At 74.1% G+C, this 18,359-nt stretch carries 16 protein-coding genes and 1 pseudogene; 9 read left to right on the forward strand and 8 right to left on the reverse strand.

What is annotated here, in order from left to right; translation table 11 throughout:
- Positions 1 to 59 precede the first annotated feature (59 nt).
- Complete coding sequence (locus tag OG710_RS24890) at positions 60 to 956, forward strand: LysR family transcriptional regulator (protein ID WP_330242337.1); 897 nt, start codon at positions 60 to 62, stop codon at positions 954 to 956.
- Between the two features lie 11 nt (positions 957 to 967).
- On the opposite strand, the gene OG710_RS24895 is transcribed toward OG710_RS24890, so the two are convergent.
- The 6 genes and pseudogenes from OG710_RS24895 to OG710_RS31350 all read right to left on the reverse strand — a co-directional run.
- Entirely contained in the window at positions 968 to 1,969 is a 1,002-nt protein-coding gene (locus OG710_RS24895) for a hypothetical protein (protein ID WP_330241297.1), read from the reverse strand.
- The gene (locus OG710_RS24900; protein ID WP_330241298.1) at positions 1,962 to 2,513 is read right to left on the reverse strand and encodes a GAF domain-containing protein; all 552 of its coding nucleotides are present in this window, start codon (positions 2,511 to 2,513) and stop codon (positions 1,962 to 1,964) included. The genes OG710_RS24895 and OG710_RS24900 overlap by 8 nt, the downstream gene beginning before the upstream one ends.
- Positions 2,500 to 3,381: a S8 family serine peptidase gene (locus OG710_RS24905; protein WP_330241299.1), complete on the reverse strand. Its 882-nt coding sequence runs from the start codon at positions 3,379 to 3,381 to the stop codon at positions 2,500 to 2,502. Before OG710_RS24905 ends, OG710_RS24900 begins: the two co-directional genes overlap by 14 nt.
- Positions 3,378 to 6,590: an AAA family ATPase gene (locus OG710_RS24910; protein ID WP_330241300.1), complete on the reverse strand. Its 3,213-nt coding sequence runs from the start codon at positions 6,588 to 6,590 to the stop codon at positions 3,378 to 3,380. Before OG710_RS24910 ends, OG710_RS24905 begins: the two co-directional genes overlap by 4 nt.
- The gene (locus OG710_RS24915; protein WP_330241301.1) at positions 6,587 to 6,955 is read right to left on the reverse strand and encodes an aroma-sacti cluster domain-containing protein; all 369 of its coding nucleotides are present in this window, start codon (positions 6,953 to 6,955) and stop codon (positions 6,587 to 6,589) included. The genes OG710_RS24910 and OG710_RS24915 overlap by 4 nt, the downstream gene beginning before the upstream one ends.
- Before the next feature lie 6 nt (positions 6,956 to 6,961).
- Positions 6,962 to 7,105 (reverse strand): annotated as a pseudogene (locus OG710_RS31350) (helix-turn-helix domain-containing protein); the annotation flags it as partial.
- Between the two features lie 221 nt (positions 7,106 to 7,326).
- Here OG710_RS31350 and OG710_RS24920 point away from each other — a divergent pair.
- The 6 genes from OG710_RS24920 to OG710_RS24945 all read left to right on the forward strand — a co-directional run bounded on the left by OG710_RS24920 (position 7,327) and on the right by OG710_RS24945 (position 14,553).
- Complete coding sequence (locus OG710_RS24920; RefSeq protein ID WP_111338902.1) at positions 7,327 to 7,533, forward strand: aroma-sacti cluster domain-containing protein; 207 nt, start codon at positions 7,327 to 7,329, stop codon at positions 7,531 to 7,533.
- Positions 7,534 to 7,626: 93 nt separating this feature from the next.
- Positions 7,627 to 8,991 carry a radical SAM protein gene (locus tag OG710_RS24925; RefSeq protein WP_330242338.1) on the forward strand — a complete coding sequence of 455 codons (1,365 nt, stop codon included), beginning with the start codon at positions 7,627 to 7,629 and terminating at the stop codon, positions 8,989 to 8,991.
- Positions 8,991 to 9,584 (forward strand): flavoprotein, encoded by a 594-nt coding sequence (locus OG710_RS24930; RefSeq protein ID WP_330241302.1) that lies wholly within the window; start codon positions 8,991 to 8,993, stop codon positions 9,582 to 9,584. Before OG710_RS24925 ends, OG710_RS24930 begins: the two co-directional genes overlap by 1 nt.
- A 26-nt stretch (positions 9,585 to 9,610) precedes the next feature.
- Entirely contained in the window at positions 9,611 to 10,984 is a 1,374-nt protein-coding gene (locus OG710_RS24935; protein ID WP_330241303.1) for an MFS transporter, read from the forward strand.
- Complete coding sequence (locus OG710_RS24940) at positions 10,981 to 13,182, forward strand: B12-binding domain-containing radical SAM protein (RefSeq protein WP_330241304.1); 2,202 nt, start codon at positions 10,981 to 10,983, stop codon at positions 13,180 to 13,182. The genes OG710_RS24935 and OG710_RS24940 overlap by 4 nt, the downstream gene beginning before the upstream one ends.
- A 144-nt stretch (positions 13,183 to 13,326) precedes the next feature.
- Positions 13,327 to 14,553 carry an acetyl-CoA C-acetyltransferase gene (locus OG710_RS24945; RefSeq protein ID WP_330241305.1) on the forward strand — a complete coding sequence of 409 codons (1,227 nt, stop codon included), beginning with the start codon at positions 13,327 to 13,329 and terminating at the stop codon, positions 14,551 to 14,553.
- 45 nt (positions 14,554 to 14,598) lie between these two features.
- Here the strand turns inward: OG710_RS24945 and OG710_RS24950 are convergent, their stop codons facing one another.
- Positions 14,599 to 15,186 carry a TetR/AcrR family transcriptional regulator gene (locus tag OG710_RS24950; RefSeq protein WP_330241306.1) on the reverse strand — a complete coding sequence of 196 codons (588 nt, stop codon included), beginning with the start codon at positions 15,184 to 15,186 and terminating at the stop codon, positions 14,599 to 14,601.
- Positions 15,187 to 15,322: 136 nt separating this feature from the next.
- On the opposite strand from OG710_RS24950, the gene OG710_RS24955 reads away from it, so the two are divergent.
- Together OG710_RS24955 and OG710_RS24960 are read left to right on the forward strand one after the other, a co-directional pair.
- Complete coding sequence (locus OG710_RS24955) at positions 15,323 to 16,438, forward strand: ABC transporter permease (protein ID WP_330241307.1); 1,116 nt, start codon at positions 15,323 to 15,325, stop codon at positions 16,436 to 16,438.
- Positions 16,435 to 17,115 carry an ABC transporter ATP-binding protein gene (locus OG710_RS24960; RefSeq protein WP_330241308.1) on the forward strand — a complete coding sequence of 227 codons (681 nt, stop codon included), beginning with the start codon at positions 16,435 to 16,437 and terminating at the stop codon, positions 17,113 to 17,115. The genes OG710_RS24955 and OG710_RS24960 overlap by 4 nt, the downstream gene beginning before the upstream one ends.
- Positions 17,116 to 17,220: 105 nt before the next feature.
- Here OG710_RS24960 and OG710_RS24965 read toward each other — a convergent pair whose 3' ends face one another.
- Positions 17,221 to 18,111, reverse strand: coding sequence for a chaplin (locus OG710_RS24965; RefSeq protein WP_330242339.1), 891 nt, complete (start codon positions 18,109 to 18,111; stop codon positions 17,221 to 17,223).
- Between the last annotated feature and the right edge of the window lie 248 nt (positions 18,112 to 18,359).

Raw genomic sequence — 18,359 nt, forward strand, 5'->3', positions numbered from 1 at the left:
ATTAGGCTCAGACCCGGACGCCGCACGAATCAATCATGGCGGCGGAACTGGGGGGTGGCATGGAGCTGCGGCATCTCGCCGCGTTCCTCGCGGTGGCGGAGGAACTGCACTTCGGACGGGCCGCCCGGCGGCTCCAGATGGCACAGCCGCCGCTCAGCCAGCGCATCCGCCGCCTGGAGAAGGAACTCGGCGTCCAGCTCTTCGAACGCAACACCCGCTCGGTGCGGCTCACCAGCGCGGGGGAGTCCTTCCTCCAGCCGGTCCGGACCGTGCTCGCGGACCTCGACACGGCGGTGCGGGCGGCGCGGGCGGCCGGCCGGGGCGCGTACGGGCGGGTGCGCATCGGCTTCGCGGGCGCCTCCAGCCACGAGACGCTGCCCCTGCTCACGCGCGCGGTGCGGGCCGCCCATCCGGGCATCGAGCTGGTCATGGCCGGGCAGACCTACGCCAATGTGGCGCTCGCCCGCGTCGCCGACGGCTCGCTGGACCTCGGGTTCGTCCGGCTGCCGGTGAGCCGGCCGGGCGTCAGCTGCCGGGTGATCGACGAGGAGGAGCTGGTGTGCGCGCTCCCCCTCGACCATCCGCTCGCCGCCCGGCCGCAGATCCCGCTCGACGCGCTGGCCGGCGAGCCGTTCGTCGCCTTCCCCGCCAACAGCGGCTCCACCGTGCGCGACGCGATGGTCGAGGCGTGCGAGGCGGCCGGCTTCGATCCGCGCGTGGTGCAGGAGGCGCCGGACTCGTACACCATCCTGGCGCTGGTCGCGGCGGGCGTCGGGGTCACGCTGACCGTGACCTCCGTCCAGCACATCCAGCTCGGCGGCCTCGTCTACCGGCCGCTCGCCGGGCCGCCGATCCGCCGCCAGGCCGCGCTCGCCTGGCGGACGGACAACCCCTCGGCCGCCCTGCGCGCCGTGCTCGCCGTCGCGGAGAGCGCGCTGCCCACCCCCGCCCGCTGACCCCCGCCCGGTCAGCCGCTCCGGCCCGCGCCGAGGAAGGCGAGCAGACCGACCGGCTCCGGGCGCGCCCCGCCGGCGGCGGACCGGTGCAGATCCCGCACGGTACGCACCACCGCGCGGGTCACCGCGTCGGTGCCGGCCTTGCGCTCGAACCACTGCCAGTCGCCGTGCGCGTTCATCTCCAGGAACACCGGCTCGCCCCCGGCCCACAGGAAGTCGAACGCCCCGTACCCCACGCCGCTCTCCCCGGCCAGCGCCCGCGCCGCCGCGGCCACCGCCTCCGGAGCGCGTACCTGCCGCACCACCACCTCGTCGGGGCGCTCCCAGACGTCCTCCGGGCGCTCCTTGGCCACCTCGAAGGCGTGCAGCTCGTCCCCGGCGCAGTAGACCCGGTACTCGGTGTCGTGCCCGATGTACTCCTGGAGCAGCACCGGCGTCCCGCGCGGCAGACCCGCACCGCCGGACCCGCCGAGCCGGTCGCGGTCGAGCACCCGTGGCAGGAACCAGTCGAGCCGACCCGGCTCCGGCTCCACGTAGTGCCGGTCCAGCACCTTCAGCACATAGCGCCGGGCGGGCAGCAGCCCGGCCGCCCGCGCCGGATCGGTGGTGACCAGCCCGCGCGGAACGCGCACACCGAGCGCCCGCGCCCGGTCCCGCTGCACCAGCAGCCCCGGATCGTCGGCGCCGATGGCGGCCGGGGACGCGGCGGCGAGCTGCTGGGCCAGCACGCTCCACGCGTCCCGGTACACCAGCCTCCCGCCCGGTGTGCCGGCCGGCGAAGCGGCCCGCGCCGAGAAGTGGCGCAGCCAGGTCACGGTCGGCGTGAACCGGTGCCCGTCCAGGTCGAGGACGCCGTCCGGCCCCCGGACGGCCCGGACCTCCGCCAGGCCGTCCGCGTCGAGCCGGTGCACCGGCACCCCGATCCGGTGCAGCAGCGCGGCCGTCGCGGTCGCCTCCCCGTCGCCCCGTCTGGTCAGCAGCAGGACGGCCCGCCCGGCCGTCCGTTCAGCCATGGGAGCGGGCCAGCAGCGACTCCGCCATCTCCAGGAGCCGGAGCGCCTTGTCGGAACGCATGCCGGGGTCGGCGGCACGCAGCCGGGTGAGGAGTTCGAGCCCGATCGCGGCCTGGTCGGCCAGCAGCCCCAGCAGCTCCACGTCGGCCATCTCCCGTACGCCGTTGGCGCCCCGGTCCAGCACCTCCAGGACGCCGACGCACTCGTCCTCGCTGAACAGCGGGGCGGCCATGATGCTGTCGGGGACGTACCCGGTGGAGGCGGCGGCCTCCCCCGAGAAGTGCCGCGACTCGCGCAGGTCGTCCACGAGCATCGACTGCCCGGACGCGGCGACCCAGCCCGCGATGCCGGTCCCGGCCGGGAAGCGGGTGCCGACCAGCCGGCCGTCGCCCTCGCCGGCGACGGCCTCGAAGACCAGGTCGCCGGAGCCGGGATCGATGAGGAAGATCGAGGAGGCCGCCGCCCCGAAGGCATGGCGCGCGACCTCCACGACGGACTGGAGCAGGCGGCGCTCCGTGGGCGTCGCGGCGTCAACAGGGTTCATCTTGGGCACCTCCAAGGCGACCGGCGGTGTTCGCGGCACAGAGGAACAGCACCGTCTTGAGCTGGAACGGCGTGAGCCAGGGGTGCTTGCCGAGGATCAGCGCGCACAGGCCCGCGATGTGCGGCGCGGCGAAGCTGTTGCCGGTCGAGCGGATGGTGCCGCCGCCGGGCCACGCCACGGGCACGCGCACCCCGCGCGCGTGGAACTCCACGGGCGGCGCGGGGTTGTAGTAGTACGTCATCGGGTCGTCCTCGTCGTGGCTGGCGACGGAGATCACCGAGGAGAACGACCAGGGATAGCTGGTCACCGGCCGGTTGTGCGCGGAGACGACCAGGACGCAGCGGCGGAAGTAGGCGCGGTCCACCAGCTCGTGCAGCCGCGCGGTCAGGGCCGGACGGGTCGTCGCCAGGCTCAGGTTGATGACGTCGAAGCCCTGCTCGATGGCCCAGGACAGCCCGGAGAGCAGGGCGGGCCCGCTGCCCGTCCTGCCGTCGGTCAGCACCTGTGCGGAGGAGAGCGCGACGCCGGGCGCGACGGACCGGATCACCCCCGCGCAGGCGGTGCCGTGCCCGGCCCGGTCGGTCGGCTCGCACGGCACCATGCTCACCTCGCCGTCCTCGTCCGGGACGGCCGTCACCGCCGGTTCGACCGCCCCGACCAGCGGATGTCCGGCCTCCACCCCGCTGTCCACGACGCACACCCGGACCCCCGAACCGTCCGCCCCGCCCCAGGCCCACTCCGGGCCGACCGAGGCCATCGGAACGGCCGCGAACCCCTGGCGCGCCTGCTCGCGGGTCACACCCCAGGCGGGCATGCCCGGCGTCAGCGCCCTGGGCGGCCGTCTCCAGGGGGGATCGGGATCGGTCATCGCTTCTCCTCCAGTCCGGTCAGCCACGCCCGTACGGTCCGGGCGGGGAGTACGGCCTCCTTGGCCGTCAGCGCGGCGAGCGCCCGCCCGGCCGCCCGCCGGGCGCGCCCCGGTTCGCCGGAGGCGGCCAGCACCCTGGCCGCCTCGAACCACACATCGCCGATGAGACAGGGGTCGTCGGTGTCCTCCAGGGCGGCGGTGGCCAGTTCGGCGTCCCCGACCGCCTCCCCGTACGCGCCGCCGCGTGCCCGGACCCGCGCCCGCAGCGCCAGCCGCACGGCCCGCGTCCGGGTCTCCTCGGGCGCCCCGGCGGGCGGTCCGGCGAGCACGGCCGGGTCCGGACCGGCACCGGACCCGGCGCACAGCCGCTCCCGCGCCGCGTACAGCCGCAGCGTCGCCGCGGTCCGGTGCTGCCCCAGCGCGTCGAGCCCGTCGGCCGCCGCCGTGTAGTGGCCGGCCGCCACCGGATGAGCGCCGGCCAGCGACTCCACGAACCCCGCCGTCTGGTCGGCGGCCAGCACACCCAGGGCCAGTTGGAGGTCGTCGCAGTGCCTGCGGACCAGCGAGATGTCCGCGCGGGCCGCCTCCACCCGGTTGGACAGGGCCAGATGCCGGGCCCGCGTCAGCAGCACCGGCACCAGCAGGTTGCGGTCGCCGTCGAACCGCCGCACCAGGTCCTCGCAGAGCGCGACGGCCTGCGACAGCGGCGTCGGCGACCACTGCGTCAGCTCGCAGATGGAGGCGAGGATGCGATGGCCCTCGTAGGCGTCGCCCAGCCCGCGCGCCCGGTCCAGCGCGTCGCGCATGGCGCTCTCGGCGGCCCCGATCCGGCCCTCGGCGAAACCGCGCAGCGAGGACAGCTGATGCAGTCGGCACCAGCTCAGATCGTCGTCCGGGCCGGGCGCCGAGTCCCCGGCACCGGGGGAGTACGGGGCGCCGGCCGGTTCGGGGCCGCCCGAGCGCAGCGCGATCAACTGCCGCAGGATGGCGCAGGTGTCCCGCGCCGGAGCGTCCCGCGCGCACCGCCGCTCCGCCTCCGCCACCGCCGACCGGGCACTGTCCCAGCGGCCCAGCGCGGCGTACGCGTCGGTGATCCGGGCGGCCAGCACCCGGTGCTGCGGGTCGCCGTCCGGGGTGAGGTCGCGGCCCCGCTCCATCAGCGCGACGGCGCCCGGCAGATCGCGGCGGTGCAGGGCCAGATACCCGGCCGCCACCAGGGCGCGGGCGGCGCGCCCGGTCAGCGCGGGCAGTCCGGGGTCGCCCGGATCGGCCTCGGACCGCAGCCGGTACGCGGACTCCAGATGGTGGGCCAGGTCCGGCCCGGAATTCCGCACGGGCCCGGCGTTCCCCGCCGCGCCCCGGTCCGGCCCGGCGCCCCCCTCCGCTCCCCGGCCCGGTTCGGCGGTGCCCGGCGCCCGGCTCTCGATCCGGTCCGCGAGCACGGTGTGCCAGTCGGCCCGCCGCGCCTTCGACGTCATCTCGTACACCGTGTCCCGAGCCAGCGCGCGGGTGAACCGGAAGGTGCCGGGCGGCCCGTACGGATGGATCACCGCGGAGTCCAGCAGCCGGCCCAGCGCGTCGTCCAGGGCCCGGCCGGCCGGCGCCGGTCCGTCCGCGGCGAGCGCGTGCACGTCCCCGGCGGTGAACGAGCCGCCCGCCACCGCCGCGCGTTCCAGCACGGCCCGGTCGGTGGCCGGCAGCCGGTCCAGCCAGGCGGTCAGCAGGACCCGGATCGAGGTCGGGACGCCCTGGTCCACGGACCGGTGCCCGGCCAGGTGCTCCAGCAGCAGTTCGGCGAAGAGCGGATTGCCGTCGCACTCCCGCACGACCCGGTCCAGCGCGTCGGCGGTGGCGACCGCGTCCTGCGCGGCGACCTCCGCCCGGTCCGCGAGGAGCCCCACCAGACGTTCGGTCTCGGCGCGGGGCAGCGGAGCGAGCGGCAGCGCGAGACCGGCGGCGGGCGGCGCCGCCGCGTCCGGGCGGGCCACGCACAGCACCAGCAGCCCGGTGTCCCGGACCGCCCCGCCCAGCTCCGCCACCAGGTCCGCGAGGGTCGGCTGCGCCCACTGGAAGTCCTCGACGACCAGCACCACCGGGGCGTCGCGGACCCGGCCCAGCGCCTCCAGCAGCCGCCGGAACGCCCAGCCGATCTCGTTGACGCTCACCGGGAGCCCGCTCTCGGCGCACAGGTCCAGGGCGACGGCGAGCGCGGTGACCGCCCGGTCCGCGCTCGGCCGCAGCGTCTCCAGCGCGTCCTTCGCCTCGTCCCAGCCGCCGGGCAGCGACCAGACGGCCTCGGCCAGCGGGCGGTGGGCGAGCCCGGTCCCGTACGCCTGGCACGCGGCCCGCAGCACGACGGCCCCCCGCTCCGCGGCGTGCCCGGCCAGGAACTCCCGTACCAGGCGGGACTTCCCGACGCCCGGCGCACCGGTGACCGTGACGACCCGGCCGCGGCGCTCCCGGCCGGCCGCCCGGAACTCGCGGGCCAGGACGTCCAGTTCGGCGTCCCGGCCGATCAGCGGCACCAGGTCCTGGCGGTTCGCGCCGTCCAGGAGCGCGAGGACCCGCCGGGCGTGGACCGGTTCGCGCTTGCCCTTGACCCGCAGCGGGGCCACGGCCTCCATCCGGACGCGGGCGCCGACCAGCCGGGCCGTCTCGTCGCTCACCAGGATCTCGTGCGGCGCGGCATGCGACTGGAGCCGGGCCGCGGTGTGCACGACATCGCCGACCACCCGCGCCGCGCCGCCCAGCACGCCCGCCACCACGGCCTCGCCCGAGGCGATCCCGCAGTGGGTGTCCAGGCGCGCCCCGGCGGCGGACCCGCCGACCCCCGTCCCGATGGCCGTCACCGCCTCCCGTACGGCGCACGCCGCCCGGACCGCGTGCAGGGCGTCGTCCTCGTGCGTGACGAACGCCCCGAACACCGCCATGACGGCGTCGCCGATGAACTTCTCGACCACGCCGCCGTGTTCGGCCACGGCGGTGGTGCACGCCGTGTAGTAGCGGTCCATCGTGCGCCGCAGCGCCTCCGGGTCCAGGGTCTCGGCGAGCACGGTGGAGCCGACGAGGTCGATGAACAGTGCCGTGACGATTCTGCGGCTGTCCGACGACGGTGTTCCCGTGACGAGCGGGGTGCCGCACACCGGGCAGAACCGGGCCCCGTCCGGCACCGCGGCACGACAGGAGCCGCACCGCACCGCGCCGTTCACAGGAGCTTGAGGTCCTGTCCCTCCACCTCACCGGAGACCGCTTCCAGCCGCTCCTTCACGGAGTTGAGGACCTGGACCTCCTGCTCGCTGAGCGCGGAGAGCACCGAGCGCTGCTCCACCGCCAGCAGGTCCACCGGATGCCCGGCCTCACGAAGGGCGTGCAGAGCGTCGAAGGTCATGGCTACCGGTACCTCGTTCCCGTAGTGCGGCCAGTCGATGGTCACGCCGATCGAGCGTTCCGCGACCGCCGCGCCCGCGAGCGCGCCGACGGCCTCGGGAGCCTCCTGCCCCTTCCGCTCACCGGCGGGCAGCGGCGGCCAGCTTCCCTGGACGAGAATGCCCTGGGCGTACAGTCGCGCAATCATTTCCGTACGGTTGGAAGCGCCGGTTCTTCGTAACATGTTGCATAAGTGTGCCGCCACCGTGTGCGGGCTGATGCAGAGCGCTTCGGCGATATCCCGGTTCGAGGAGCCGGCGGCCACGAGCGAAGCGATAAGAATCTCACGCCTGGTCAAACCCTCTACCCCTCATTTCAATGAACGAAGCGCGGGCCGGCAGACGAGTTCCGCACTCCCGGAGGTCAGAGTAGCGGGGGGTCATGTTCCGGACAAGAACGCCTTGAGCGGAACCACAGAGCCACCGGATTCATAGTCGATCGAGGGATATGAAGTCGGGGGGCGCCGGAGCAGCCTTGCGGTTGCACCAGCCCGTGACCGTCTTCCCGAAGGAGTGACCCATGTCGCAAGCACCCCTGGACGCGCTGCGCAGTGCCGGTACCCAGGTCGACCTGCTGTCGGACTCCGAGCGCGAGGTCTTCAACGGCCTCAGCCCGGACGAGGTCGCGGTCCTCGGTTCGATCCAGGCCCGGCTCAACGCCGTGTCGGGTGCGGTCGAGGGCCAGAGCCAGGTGATCGACGCCAACCAGGTCAACGTCCTCTGCTGATTCCAGCCGCGGCGGGTCCGGCGGCCGCTGCCGCCGGACCCGCCGCGCCATCGCACCGGACCGCCGTGCGCCCGGACATCCAGTGGGAGCGTGATGATGGACCAAGTCAGCAGATACCTGGTGCTGAGCGACCGCGCGTACGCCGACACCGGCGGCGTCCCGGTCCGGCTCGCCTACAGCACCCGCACCGCGAGCACCCTCGCGGTCGACCTGCCCACCGCGCGGGCACTGGAGGCCGGTGACGCCGCCGCGCTCACCCCCGCCTGGACCGGCGTACTGCGCGCGGCCCAGCTGCTCGTCCCGGCCGGCGAGGACGAGCTGACCGCCGTACTCGACCGCAACCGGCAGGCCTCCGCCGAACGCTCGGCCGTGCACATCGCGCTGCTGCCGACCTCGTACTGCAACATGGGCTGCGCCTACTGCGGCCAGGAGCACACCCGAGGCGGGCTGTCCCACACCCACCGCAGCCGGGTCCGCGACCGGGTACTGCGCGCCGTGACCGCACCGGAGACCCGCAGCGCCCGCATCGACTGGTTCGGCGCCGAACCGATGATGGGCTACGCGGTCATCCGCGACCTGGCCCCGCAGTTCGTCGCCGCCGCCGCCGAACGCGAGGTCGCCTACTCCTCGGTGATCGTCACCAACGGCTCCCTCCTGACCACCAGGAAAATCAACACGCTCATCCGTTCCTGTGGTATCACCCATTTCGAGATCACGATCGACGGACCGCCGGACATACACAATGAACACCGGCCCCTGAAAAGCGGTCGCGGATCATTCTGGAACATCGTGCGCGCGGTGCGTTCCGTGCTCGACGAACCGGATCTCGGCCCCACCCATTTCACTTTCCGGACGAATGTCGACGTGCACAACCAGGACGCCCTGCCGCGCTATATCGAGATGATGGCGGAGCAGGGATTCAGCCATCCCCGTGTCTCCTTCTCGATCCATCCCGTGCACTCGTGGGGAAACGACGTATCGGCGATCGAGGTGTCCAAGCAGACCTTCGCCGAACGCGAGGCGGGGTGGCTCCGGCTGCTCACCGAGCACGGGCTGCACAGCCAGTTGCTGCCGGCCACCGTGCACAAGGTCCTCTGCCCCGCCACGACCCGCTCCTCCGAGATCATCAGCAGCACCGGCAGCATCTTCTCCTGCAGCGAGTACCCCCTCGTCCCCGAGGCCGAGCGCACCCTCGCCCTGACGCACATCGACCGGGCCGGCACCGAACCCCTGCGCCCGCTGGGCCCCTTCGACGGCTGGAACGACGAGATCGCCGCGGGCACCACCTGGTGCAAGGGCTGCGTCTTCATGCCCACCTGCGGCGGCTCCTGCCCCAAGGCCTGGCAGGAGGGCCATCCGCCCTGCCCCTCCTACAAGTACAACGTCCAGGACCGGTTCGACCTCGTCGCCGCCGAATGCGGTCTGCGCGTGGCCGGTGAGCCCGCCGGAGCCCGGTGATGGCGGCCGGGACCGGCCCGGACACCCCGCGCCGGCTGCTCATCGGGGTCTGCGGCTCCGGCAACGTGCTCGCGGTGCCGCAGTACCTCATGGCGCTGCGCACCGGCCTCGGACCCGGCGTCGAGATCCGCATGATCATGACCCGGTCCGCCGCCGCGATCATCCCGCCCTCCACCATGCGGCTGCTGTGCCGCACCGTCTACTGCGACGGCGAGGACGAACTGACGACCGGTCATGTCGCCCCGGCCGTCTGGGCGGAACGCTTCGTCGTACTGCCCGCCACCGCCAACATGCTCGGCCAGGCCGCCAACGGACTCGCCTCCGGACTGCTCAGCTCCGCCCTGCTCGCCCATGAGCGCCCGGTGGTGTTCTTCCCGAGCATGAACAGCCTGATGTGGGAGCGCCCCGCCGTCCGCCGCAACGTCGACCGGCTGCGCGCGGACGGCCACGCGGTCATCGACCCGGTACCCGCACCCGCCTGGCAGATCGCCGCGGGCGAGGTGCGCAAGAACCTCGGGCTGCCCCCGTCCAGCACCGTGGCCACGGTGATCGGCGAGTTCCTGGCCATGCCGGTCGACCCGCTCGGCGGCTGAGCACCCCACCAGCAGAAGGAGAAGACGTGGCAGCAGCCGGACAGCGACTCCGTACGGCACTGACGGGCGGACCCATGTCGGTGCGCGGCTTCCGGCTGCTGCTCGCCGGCCAGCTCTCCTCCACGGTCGGCGACTACTGCTACGCCGTCGCGCTGCCCTGGCTCATCCTCTCCGGCGACGGCGGCCCGGTCCTGCTCGGCACCGTCCTCGCCTGCTACGGCATCCCCCGCGTCGTCACCATTCCGCTGGGCGGTCTGGTGGCCGACCGGATCGGCGGCCGGCGGGTCATGCTGATGACCGACCTGGTCCGGGCCGCCGCCGTCGGCACCCTCGCCGTCATCGCCTCCACCGGAACCCCGACCCTCGCCCAACTCGCCCCGATCGCGGTCGTCCTGGGCGCCTGCTCCGGCATGTTCATCCCCGCCTCGTACACCCTCCTGCCGGCCCTGCTGCGCAAGGAGGACCTCGGCCGGGGCAACGCCCTGTCGACCATGGTCAACCAGGTCGGCGGCCTCCTCGGACCCACCGCGGGCGGCGCCCTGGTGGCCGCCTTCGACGCGGGCCCGGCGCTCACGGTCGACGCCGCGTCCTTCCTCGTGTCGGCGCTGGTCCTCTCCCGGATACGCACCGGCGCGGACGCGGCGGCGGACGGCGCCGCACCGGGCGGGGCCGCGCCGGGCGAAGCCTCCGCCCCCCGCACGACCTTCACCGAACTCCTGCGCCACGGACGGCTGCTGCACGTCGTCCTGGTCGTCGCCCTGGTCTGCAACCTGGCCTTCAGCGGCACCATCGAGGTGGCCCTGCCCGAACTCGCCCACCAGGACATGGGCGTCACCGGCTACGGCGTCCTGCTGACCTGCCTGAGCCTGGGCGGCCTGGCCGGCTCCCTGGTCGCCGCCCGCAGCCGCCCCGTACGGTCGCCCGCCTACCTGTTCGCCGTGCTCGCCGTCGTCATGGGCATCGCCCTCAGCGCCGTACCGTACGCCGGGGGCCTGGCCGGGGCCGCGATCTGCGTCTGCGTCTACGCGCTGGCCAGCGGCTGGCAGAACATCGTCGTCGTCACGATGCTCCAGGTCTGGGCCCCGCCCGCGCTCATCGGCCGGGTCATGAGCCTGGTCATGCTGGCCGTCATGGGCACCTTCCCGGTCTCCGTCGCGGTGGCCGGCTTCGGGGTGCGCCACCTGGGCGCGGCCCCCTTCTTTCCGGTGGCGGGCGGCGCCATCGCCCTGACCGTCGTGGGCGCCCTCACCCAGCGCGTCTTCCGCGACCACCGCGCCGACACCGAGTACACCCCGCCCGACCTCGTACCGGCCGGCACTCCGGCCGGGCCCGCACCCGGCGTACCGGCCGCCCGCTCCGCGCGACCGCGGCGGGACGACAGTCAGGAGTCACAGCGATGAGCGTGTTCGTCCCGCTGGGCATGCCGCGGTTCGAGGGCGGACCGGACCGGGGCCCGCGGCCGGGCCGGGGCACCGGCGACACCGCGTACCTGCTGATCAACCCGCCGGTGACCGACCCCACGACCGCCTACCACTCGATCCCGTACCTGGTGGGCGCCGCCAGGGCGGCCGGCCACACCGAGTACGCCTGCGTGGACGCCAACCTCGACGCCTTCACCTACCTCGCCGACCCCGCGCGCTTCGGCGCCGCGCTCGACGCCGCCCGCGCCCTGCGCGCCGAGATCGGGGCCAGGGCCGCCGCCCCGCGCCGCCACGACGAGATCCGCTACCGGCAGACGCTGGCCGCCGAGGGCCTGACCGCCACATCGGCGCGCGACGCGATCGCCGTCTTCCAGGACGCCGAGCACTTCTACCACCCCCCGACCTACGCCCAGGCGGTCGCGGTGATGAGCCGCTGGTGGCAGCTGCTCGCTCTGGACATGCCGCCCGGCACCGCGGACGGCTTCTCCATGCGGGTGAAGGCCGCCGTCAACCTGTGCAGTACGAAGGACCTGTCCGACCCGGCGGTCCCGGCGGCCGTCGCCCGCCCCTTCGAGGGCTACTTCACCGACGAGTTCGTCCCGAAGCTGCGCGAACGCCCCTGGGCCGTGGTCGGACTCTCCGTCAACTACACCAGCCAGCTGCCCGTCGCGCTGCGCATGGCCCGGCTCGTCCGCACCGTCCTCCCGGACACGGTGATCGTCTTCGGCGGCACGGAAGTCGGCGACGTCGTGAAGTACGCGCCCGAGCCCGCGGCCGCCTGGCGGGTCTTCCAGGACGCCGACCTGATCGTCCCCGGCGAGGGCGAGACCGCCCTCATCGGCATCCTCGACGCCGTCGGCAACGGCGCGACCAGGCACGGCGACGCCTTCGAGGGCATCGGCGGGGTCATGACCCGCAACCGGCCCGACCCGGACATCGCCTACGGCAGCGTGGCGACGCTCGCCTCCCCGGCGTACGACGTCTGGCAATGGGACCGCTACTGGGCACCCGAACCGGTGCTCCTCTACAGCCCGACCCGCGGCTGCTACTGGAACAAGTGCACCTTCTGCGACTACGGCCTGAACACCGACCGGCCGACCTCGCCCTCGCGCGAACGCCCCGTCGCCGCCGTCCTGCAGGACCTGCGCGAGGCCAGCAGCTATGCCAGGACCGTGTACTTCGCTGTGGACGCCATGTCCCCCCGCTATCTGCGCACCCTCGCCGCCGCCCTCGCCGAATCCTCCCTGGACCTGCGCTGGTCCGCCGAACTGCGCCTGGAACGGACCTTCCCCAAGCGCTCCGCCGGTGAAGTCCTCGCCGCCTCCGGCTGCGTGGCGGTCTCCTTCGGCTACGAGTCCGGCGCCCAGCGGGTCCTCGACCTCATCGACAAGGGCGTGAAGATCGAGGTGGTCCCCGACGTCCTCGCGGAACTGGCGCGCAACGGCATCGCCGCCCAGATGATGGGCTTCACCGGCTTCCCCACCGAGACCGCCGAAGAGGCGCTGGAGACGTACGAGTTCCTCCAGCGGCACGAGAAGCTGTGGACGACCTCCGGCATCGGCGTGTTCGCCCTGACCCCCGGCTCCATGGTCGCCAAGAACCCCGACCGCTTCGGCATCGACGTCCTGCCGACCTCCGCCTCCGACGACATCCGGCGCTATCTGCCCTGGCGCGACCGCCGCACCGGAGAGGCGCACTGGCCGGTCGCCGCCGACCCCCGCATCCCGCGCGAGTACTACGCCGGCAACCGCAGGACCGACTTCGACCGGCCCTTCCTCGGAGGCATCGACTCCGCGCACACCCTGCTGTACTTCGCCCGCTACGGCCGGGACCTGCTGCCCGGAACCCCCGAGGGCGCCGGCCACAAGGAGGAACCCCGCGTCCGCCTCGTCGAGGAGCCCGTCGTCACCGTGCCGTTCGCCTCCGTCGAGGGGCTGACCGGCATCGACGACCTGATGGCCCAGGTCGTCCGGCGCAGCCGGCAGGACCTGGACACCACCTCCGCCGGCTACGGGGAATGGCTCGACGGGACCGGATCGGCCCGCCCCGGCTCCTGCGGGGTCCTCGTCCTCACCCACGGCGAACTGGTCGAGGTGCCCGCCGGGGTGGACTTCACCACCGACAACGCGATGACCCGCGCACTGCGCCTGATGCTGGCCACGCGGGCCCGCGCCTGAGACCGTCCGGGGCGGCCGGGCGGACCGATTGAGACGCGGCAGGTCTCGAATCCGGGGAAACTCGGTATTGGACCGGTTCGGCCACCGGGTGCGAGGGTCGAGCCGGAGCCCTGTCCACCGCCCGCCGCCCCGGAAGGTCCTGCCGTGCCCGACGCCCGCGATGTCGTGATCTGCGAACCCCTGCGCACCCCCATCGGCCGCTTCGGCGGGGTGTTCGCCGGGGAGCGGCCGGCCGCCCTGGCCGCCCGCGTCATCGCCGAGGTCGTCGCCCGCACCGGCATCGACCCCGACCGGGTGGACGAGGTGATCCTCGGCCACTCCTACCCCTCCGCGGAGGCCCCCGCCATCGGCCGGGTCGCCGCCCTGGACGCCGGGCTGCCCCAGACGGTCACCGGCCTGCAGACCGACCGCCGCTGCGGCTCCGGGCTCCAGGCCGTCCTGGACGCGGCCATGCAGATCGCGGCCGGGTTCAGCGAGGTCGTCGTCGCGGGCGGCGTGGACGTGATGAGCGCGGCCCCCTACTACACGCACGACGGGCGCTGGGGCATCAAGGGCCCCGGCCTCCAGCTCCACGACGCGCTCGCCCGCGGCCGGGTCACCGCGGGCGGCCTCGACCACCCCGTCCCCGGCGGCATGATCGAGACCGCCGAGAACCTGCGCCGCGCGTACGGCATCAGCCGCGAGGACCAGGACGCGCTGGCCCTGCGCTCCCAGCGGCGCGCGGGCCGCGCCGCCACCGAGGGCCGGTACGGGAAGGAGATGGTCCCCGTCACCGTGCGGACGCGCAAGGGCGAGACCGTCGTCACCGCCGACGAGCACCCCCGCCCCGACACCACCGCCGAACAGCTCGCCGCGCTCCGCCCGGTCATGCTGAAGTCCGACCCGGAGGCCACCGTCACCGCCGGCAACGCCAGCGGCCAGAACGACGCGGCGGCCGCCTGCCTGGTGACCAGCGCCGCCACCGCCGAACGCCTCGGCCTCACCCCGCTGGTCCGGCTGGTCTCCTTCGCCCGCGCCGGGGTGCCCGCCGCCACCATGGGCCTGGGCCCCGTCCCCGCCACCCACGCCGCCCTCGGCCGCGCCGGGCTCACCCTCGGCGACCTCGACCTGATCGAGCTGAACGAGGCGTTCGCCGCCCAGGTCCTGGCCTGCACCCGCGAACTCGGCCTCGGCGAGAAGGACCACGAGCAGCGGATCAACGTGAACGGCTCCGGCGTCTCGCTGGGCCACCCGGTCGGCGCCACCGGCGCCCGCATCCTCGCCACCCTCACCCGCGAACTGCACCGCCGCGAGGCCCGCTACGGCCTGGAGACGATGTGCATCGGCGGCGGCCAGGGCCTCGCGGCCGTCTTCGAACGCATCGCCCCCTGACGACCGCCACCGCTCCGCGGCCGCAGGCCGACGGTCCGGGCGCCGCTACCGGTCCGGCGTGCCCGTGATCGCCGTGACCGCCATCCGCACCGCCCGCTCGGACACCGCCCGGTAGTTGTCGCCCGCCTCGATCGCCGTCGTGGCGGCGTTCACGATGCCCTGGAGCAGCACCGCCGTGCGGCGGGGATCGTCCTCGCCCAGCTCCGTGAGCGCGCCGATCAGCGGGGTGAGCAGCTCCGCGTGCGCCCGGCCCGCGCTCTCCCGTACCAGCTTCGCGTCCCGCACCCCGGCCAGGGCGCGGGCGATCCGGTGCTCCCCGCTCCGCACCAGCTCCAGCTGCGCCGACACATAGGCGGCGATCCGCTCGCGCGGGGTGTGCGCCGCCGCCATGCCGGACCGGATCGCGTCCGTCCAGCGGGGCAGCGCGTCCTCGACCACGGCGGCCAGGAGCTCGGGCCGGCCCGGAAAGTACTTGTACACGCTGTTGCGCGCCAGGCCCGTGGCCCGCGCCACGGCGGCGAAGGTGACCGCCTCCGCGTCGCCCTCCTCCAGCAGCGCGCGCGCCGCCCGCACCAGGGCCAGCCGCTGCTGGGCGTGGTGCTCGGCGACCGTGGCGGCGCTGATGCGGGGCATCCGCCCAGTCTAGGAGCCACGCCCGGAGACCCGACCCCCGCTTGGGGACGGTGCGTCGCCATCCTCTATGTTGGCGACGCACCGTCCCTAAAACCGACCGCCGGTCGGTCTGAACCTCTCCATGAAGGAAACCGCCGTGTTCCTCGCTCTGCTGGAGCTGCGGGCCGCCCGAGGGCGCTTCGCGCTCATGGGGTCCGTCGTGGTGCTCGTCGCCGCACTCGTCGGCATCGTCTCCGGTTTCACCACCGGCCTCGGCGACGACACCGTCTCCGCCCTGCGCGCCCTGCCCGCCTCCCACCTGGCCTTCTCGTCCGACGCCCGGTCCGACCAGTTCGCCCGCAGCCTCCTCGGCCCCAAGACGGCCACCGCCCTGCGCGAGGACGCGGGCACCGACGTCACACCCCTCGGCGTCTCCATCACCCGGGGCACCACCGACCGGGGCGCCGAGGTGGACCTCGCCGCCTTCGGCGTCGAGCCGGACGGCTTCCTCAGCCCCGCCGTCACCGGCGGCAGCCCGCTCACCACCACCGACCCCGGCACCGTCGTCGTCTCCGGCGCGCTCGTGGACGAGGGCGTGGCCGTGGGCGACACCCTCGTCATCGACCGCCTCGGCGTCGAACTGCGCGTCGTCGGCACCACCGGCCGCCTCAGCTACGGCCATGTACCCGCCGCCTACGTCCCCCTGACGACCTGGCAGCGCATCCGCTTCGCCACCCCCGGCGCGCCCGCCGCCACCGAGGTCCCCGACCAATTCGGCGCACTGGCCCTGCGCTCGGCGCCGGACACCCCGGTGGCCGAACTGGACGCACGCCACTCCACCACCACGCTCACCAAGGAGGAGGCGTACGAGGCGGCCCCCGGCTACACCGGCGAACGCGTCACGATGAACTCGATCCAGGTCTTCCTCTACCTGATCGCCCCGCTCGTCGTCGGCGCCTTCTTCGCCGTGTGGACCGTGCAGCGCGGCCCCGAACTCGCCCTGCTCCGCGCCCTCGGCGCCTCCCGCCGACGGCTCCTGGCCCACACCGTCGCACAGGCCGCCCTGGTCGTCGTGGCCGGTACCGCGGTCGGCGCCCTGCTCGCGGCGGCGGTCGGCCTGCTCGTGGGGGAGCAGGTGCCCTTCAGCCTGCCCGCCACCACCCTCCTCACCACCATGTGCACCGTCGCGGCCGTGGGCCTCGCCGGCACCGCGCTGACCCTGCGCCGGGTCACCTCCGCCGACCCGCTGATCATGCTGGGAGCCAACCGATGAACGCCCCGACGCCCCCGCCGCTCGAACTGGACGGCGTCACCGTCTCGTTCGGGCGCGGCGAGACCCGCACCACCGTCTTCGACGGACTCGGCCTCACCTTCGAACCCGGCGTGATGACCGCCCTCGTCGGCCCGTCCGGCTCCGGCAAGTCCTCGCTCCTTGCCGTGGCGGGCGCCCTGCTGCGGCCCGAGGCCGGCCGGGTCCTGCTCGGCGACGAGGACCTCGCGGCCCTCACCGACGCCGGGCGCGCCCGGGTCCGCCGCGAGCACATCGGCTACATGTTCCAGAGCGGCAACCTGCTCTCCGCGCTGCCCGCCGTCGAACAGCTCCTGGCCGCCGCGTACATCGGCGGGCACAGCCCCCGCGCCCACCGGGCCCGCGCCGAGGAGGCGCTGCGCGCGGTCGGCCTGGGCCACCGGCTGCGCCACCGCCCCGAGCAGCTGTCCGGCGGCGAGCGCCAGCGCATCGCCCTGGCCCGCGCGCTCTTCCTGTCGCCTCGGCTGCTGCTCGTGGACGAGCCGACCGCGGCCGTGGACCGCTCCCAGGCGGGCGAACTGGCCGCGCTGCTGGCCGACCGCACCCGCGAGGACCGGTGTGTCACCGTCGTCGCCACGCACGACCCGGTGGTGGCCGGGGCGGCCGGCCGGGTGGTGGACATGGCCGCGCTGACCGGGTAGCACCGGGCATCGGACCTGCCGGTCGTGCGGTGCGGGCATGCGAAAGGTCCGGCCGGACAGCGGGAGGCTGTCCGGCCGGACCTCGTCGTGCTCCGGAGGGTCAGGTCACTTCTTCGCGGCGCGGGCGCGGCCCATCATCAGACCGCCACCGAGGACCATCGCGGCGGCGGCGCCACCGGCGAGGCCCAGGTTCTCATTGGCACCGGTGTCCGCCATCTGCGGCGGCTTGTGGTGGTGGCTCGGCGGGCAGTCGTCGTCGTGGTGGTGCACCGGGGGAGTCGGCGTGGTCGGCGGCTCCGGCGGGGTGGGCGGGGTGTGGTGGTGACTGGGCGGGCAGTCGTCGTCGTGGTGGTGTGCCGGCGGGGTCGGCGGCGTCGGAGGCTTCGGGGGCTCCGGCGGGTTGTGGTGGTGGCTCGGCGGGCAGTCGTCGTCGTGGTGGTGCACCGGCGGCGTCGGAGGCTTGGGAGGCTCCGGCGTGGTGCAGTCGCAGTCGTGGTCGTGGTGACCCTTCGGCGGCTTGTGGTGCGGCGGCTTGTGGTGCGGGGGCTCCTCGGTCGGCGGCTCCACCACGGGCGGCGGGGTGACCTCGTCGCCCCCACCGTTCTCGCACTCGTTGCCGGCGGCCGGGTTCAGCAGCCCGACCACGTTGACGCTGTTGCCGCAGACGTTGACGGGGATGTCGACGGGGGCCTGGACCACGTTGCCCGACAGGACACCGGGGGAGTTGGCCGCGACGCCGGTGGCGCTGGCGCCCTGGGAGTCGCCGGAGCCGGAGCCGCCCTCGTTCTCGCACTCGTTGCCGAAGGCCGGGTTCAGCAGCCCGATCACGTTGACCGTGTTGCCGCAGACATTGACGGGCACGTGCACCGGAACCTGCACGACGTTGCCCGAAGCGACGCCGGGCGAACCGACGGCGGCGCCGTCTGCCGTGGCATCGGCGAAGGCGTAGCCGCCCGAGGCGGTCAGGATGCCTGACGCCGCCGCCATGACGAGCATGCTTTTACTCAAGGCTTTTCGCATTGGTGCCCTTCCTTGGGACATTTCTCGCGGACGCACGGCCCGCAGTTCGTTCATCAGGCGGTGCCGCGGCTGTCGGGCCTGCCCGGTGTATCGGGTGAGCCTCCCGCCGAGCGGGCTCGACGACAGCCATAACGACGTCCGCGTGCGTGAGAAACGTGAATCCAGTGAATTTCCTGTGATCGCGCGGCGAGGCTACGAGTGAACGTTTCCTCTCTCGATTTCCG

Source organism: Streptomyces sp. NBC_00525 (assembly GCF_036346595.1).
GTDB lineage: Bacteria > Actinomycetota > Actinomycetes > Streptomycetales > Streptomycetaceae > Streptomyces.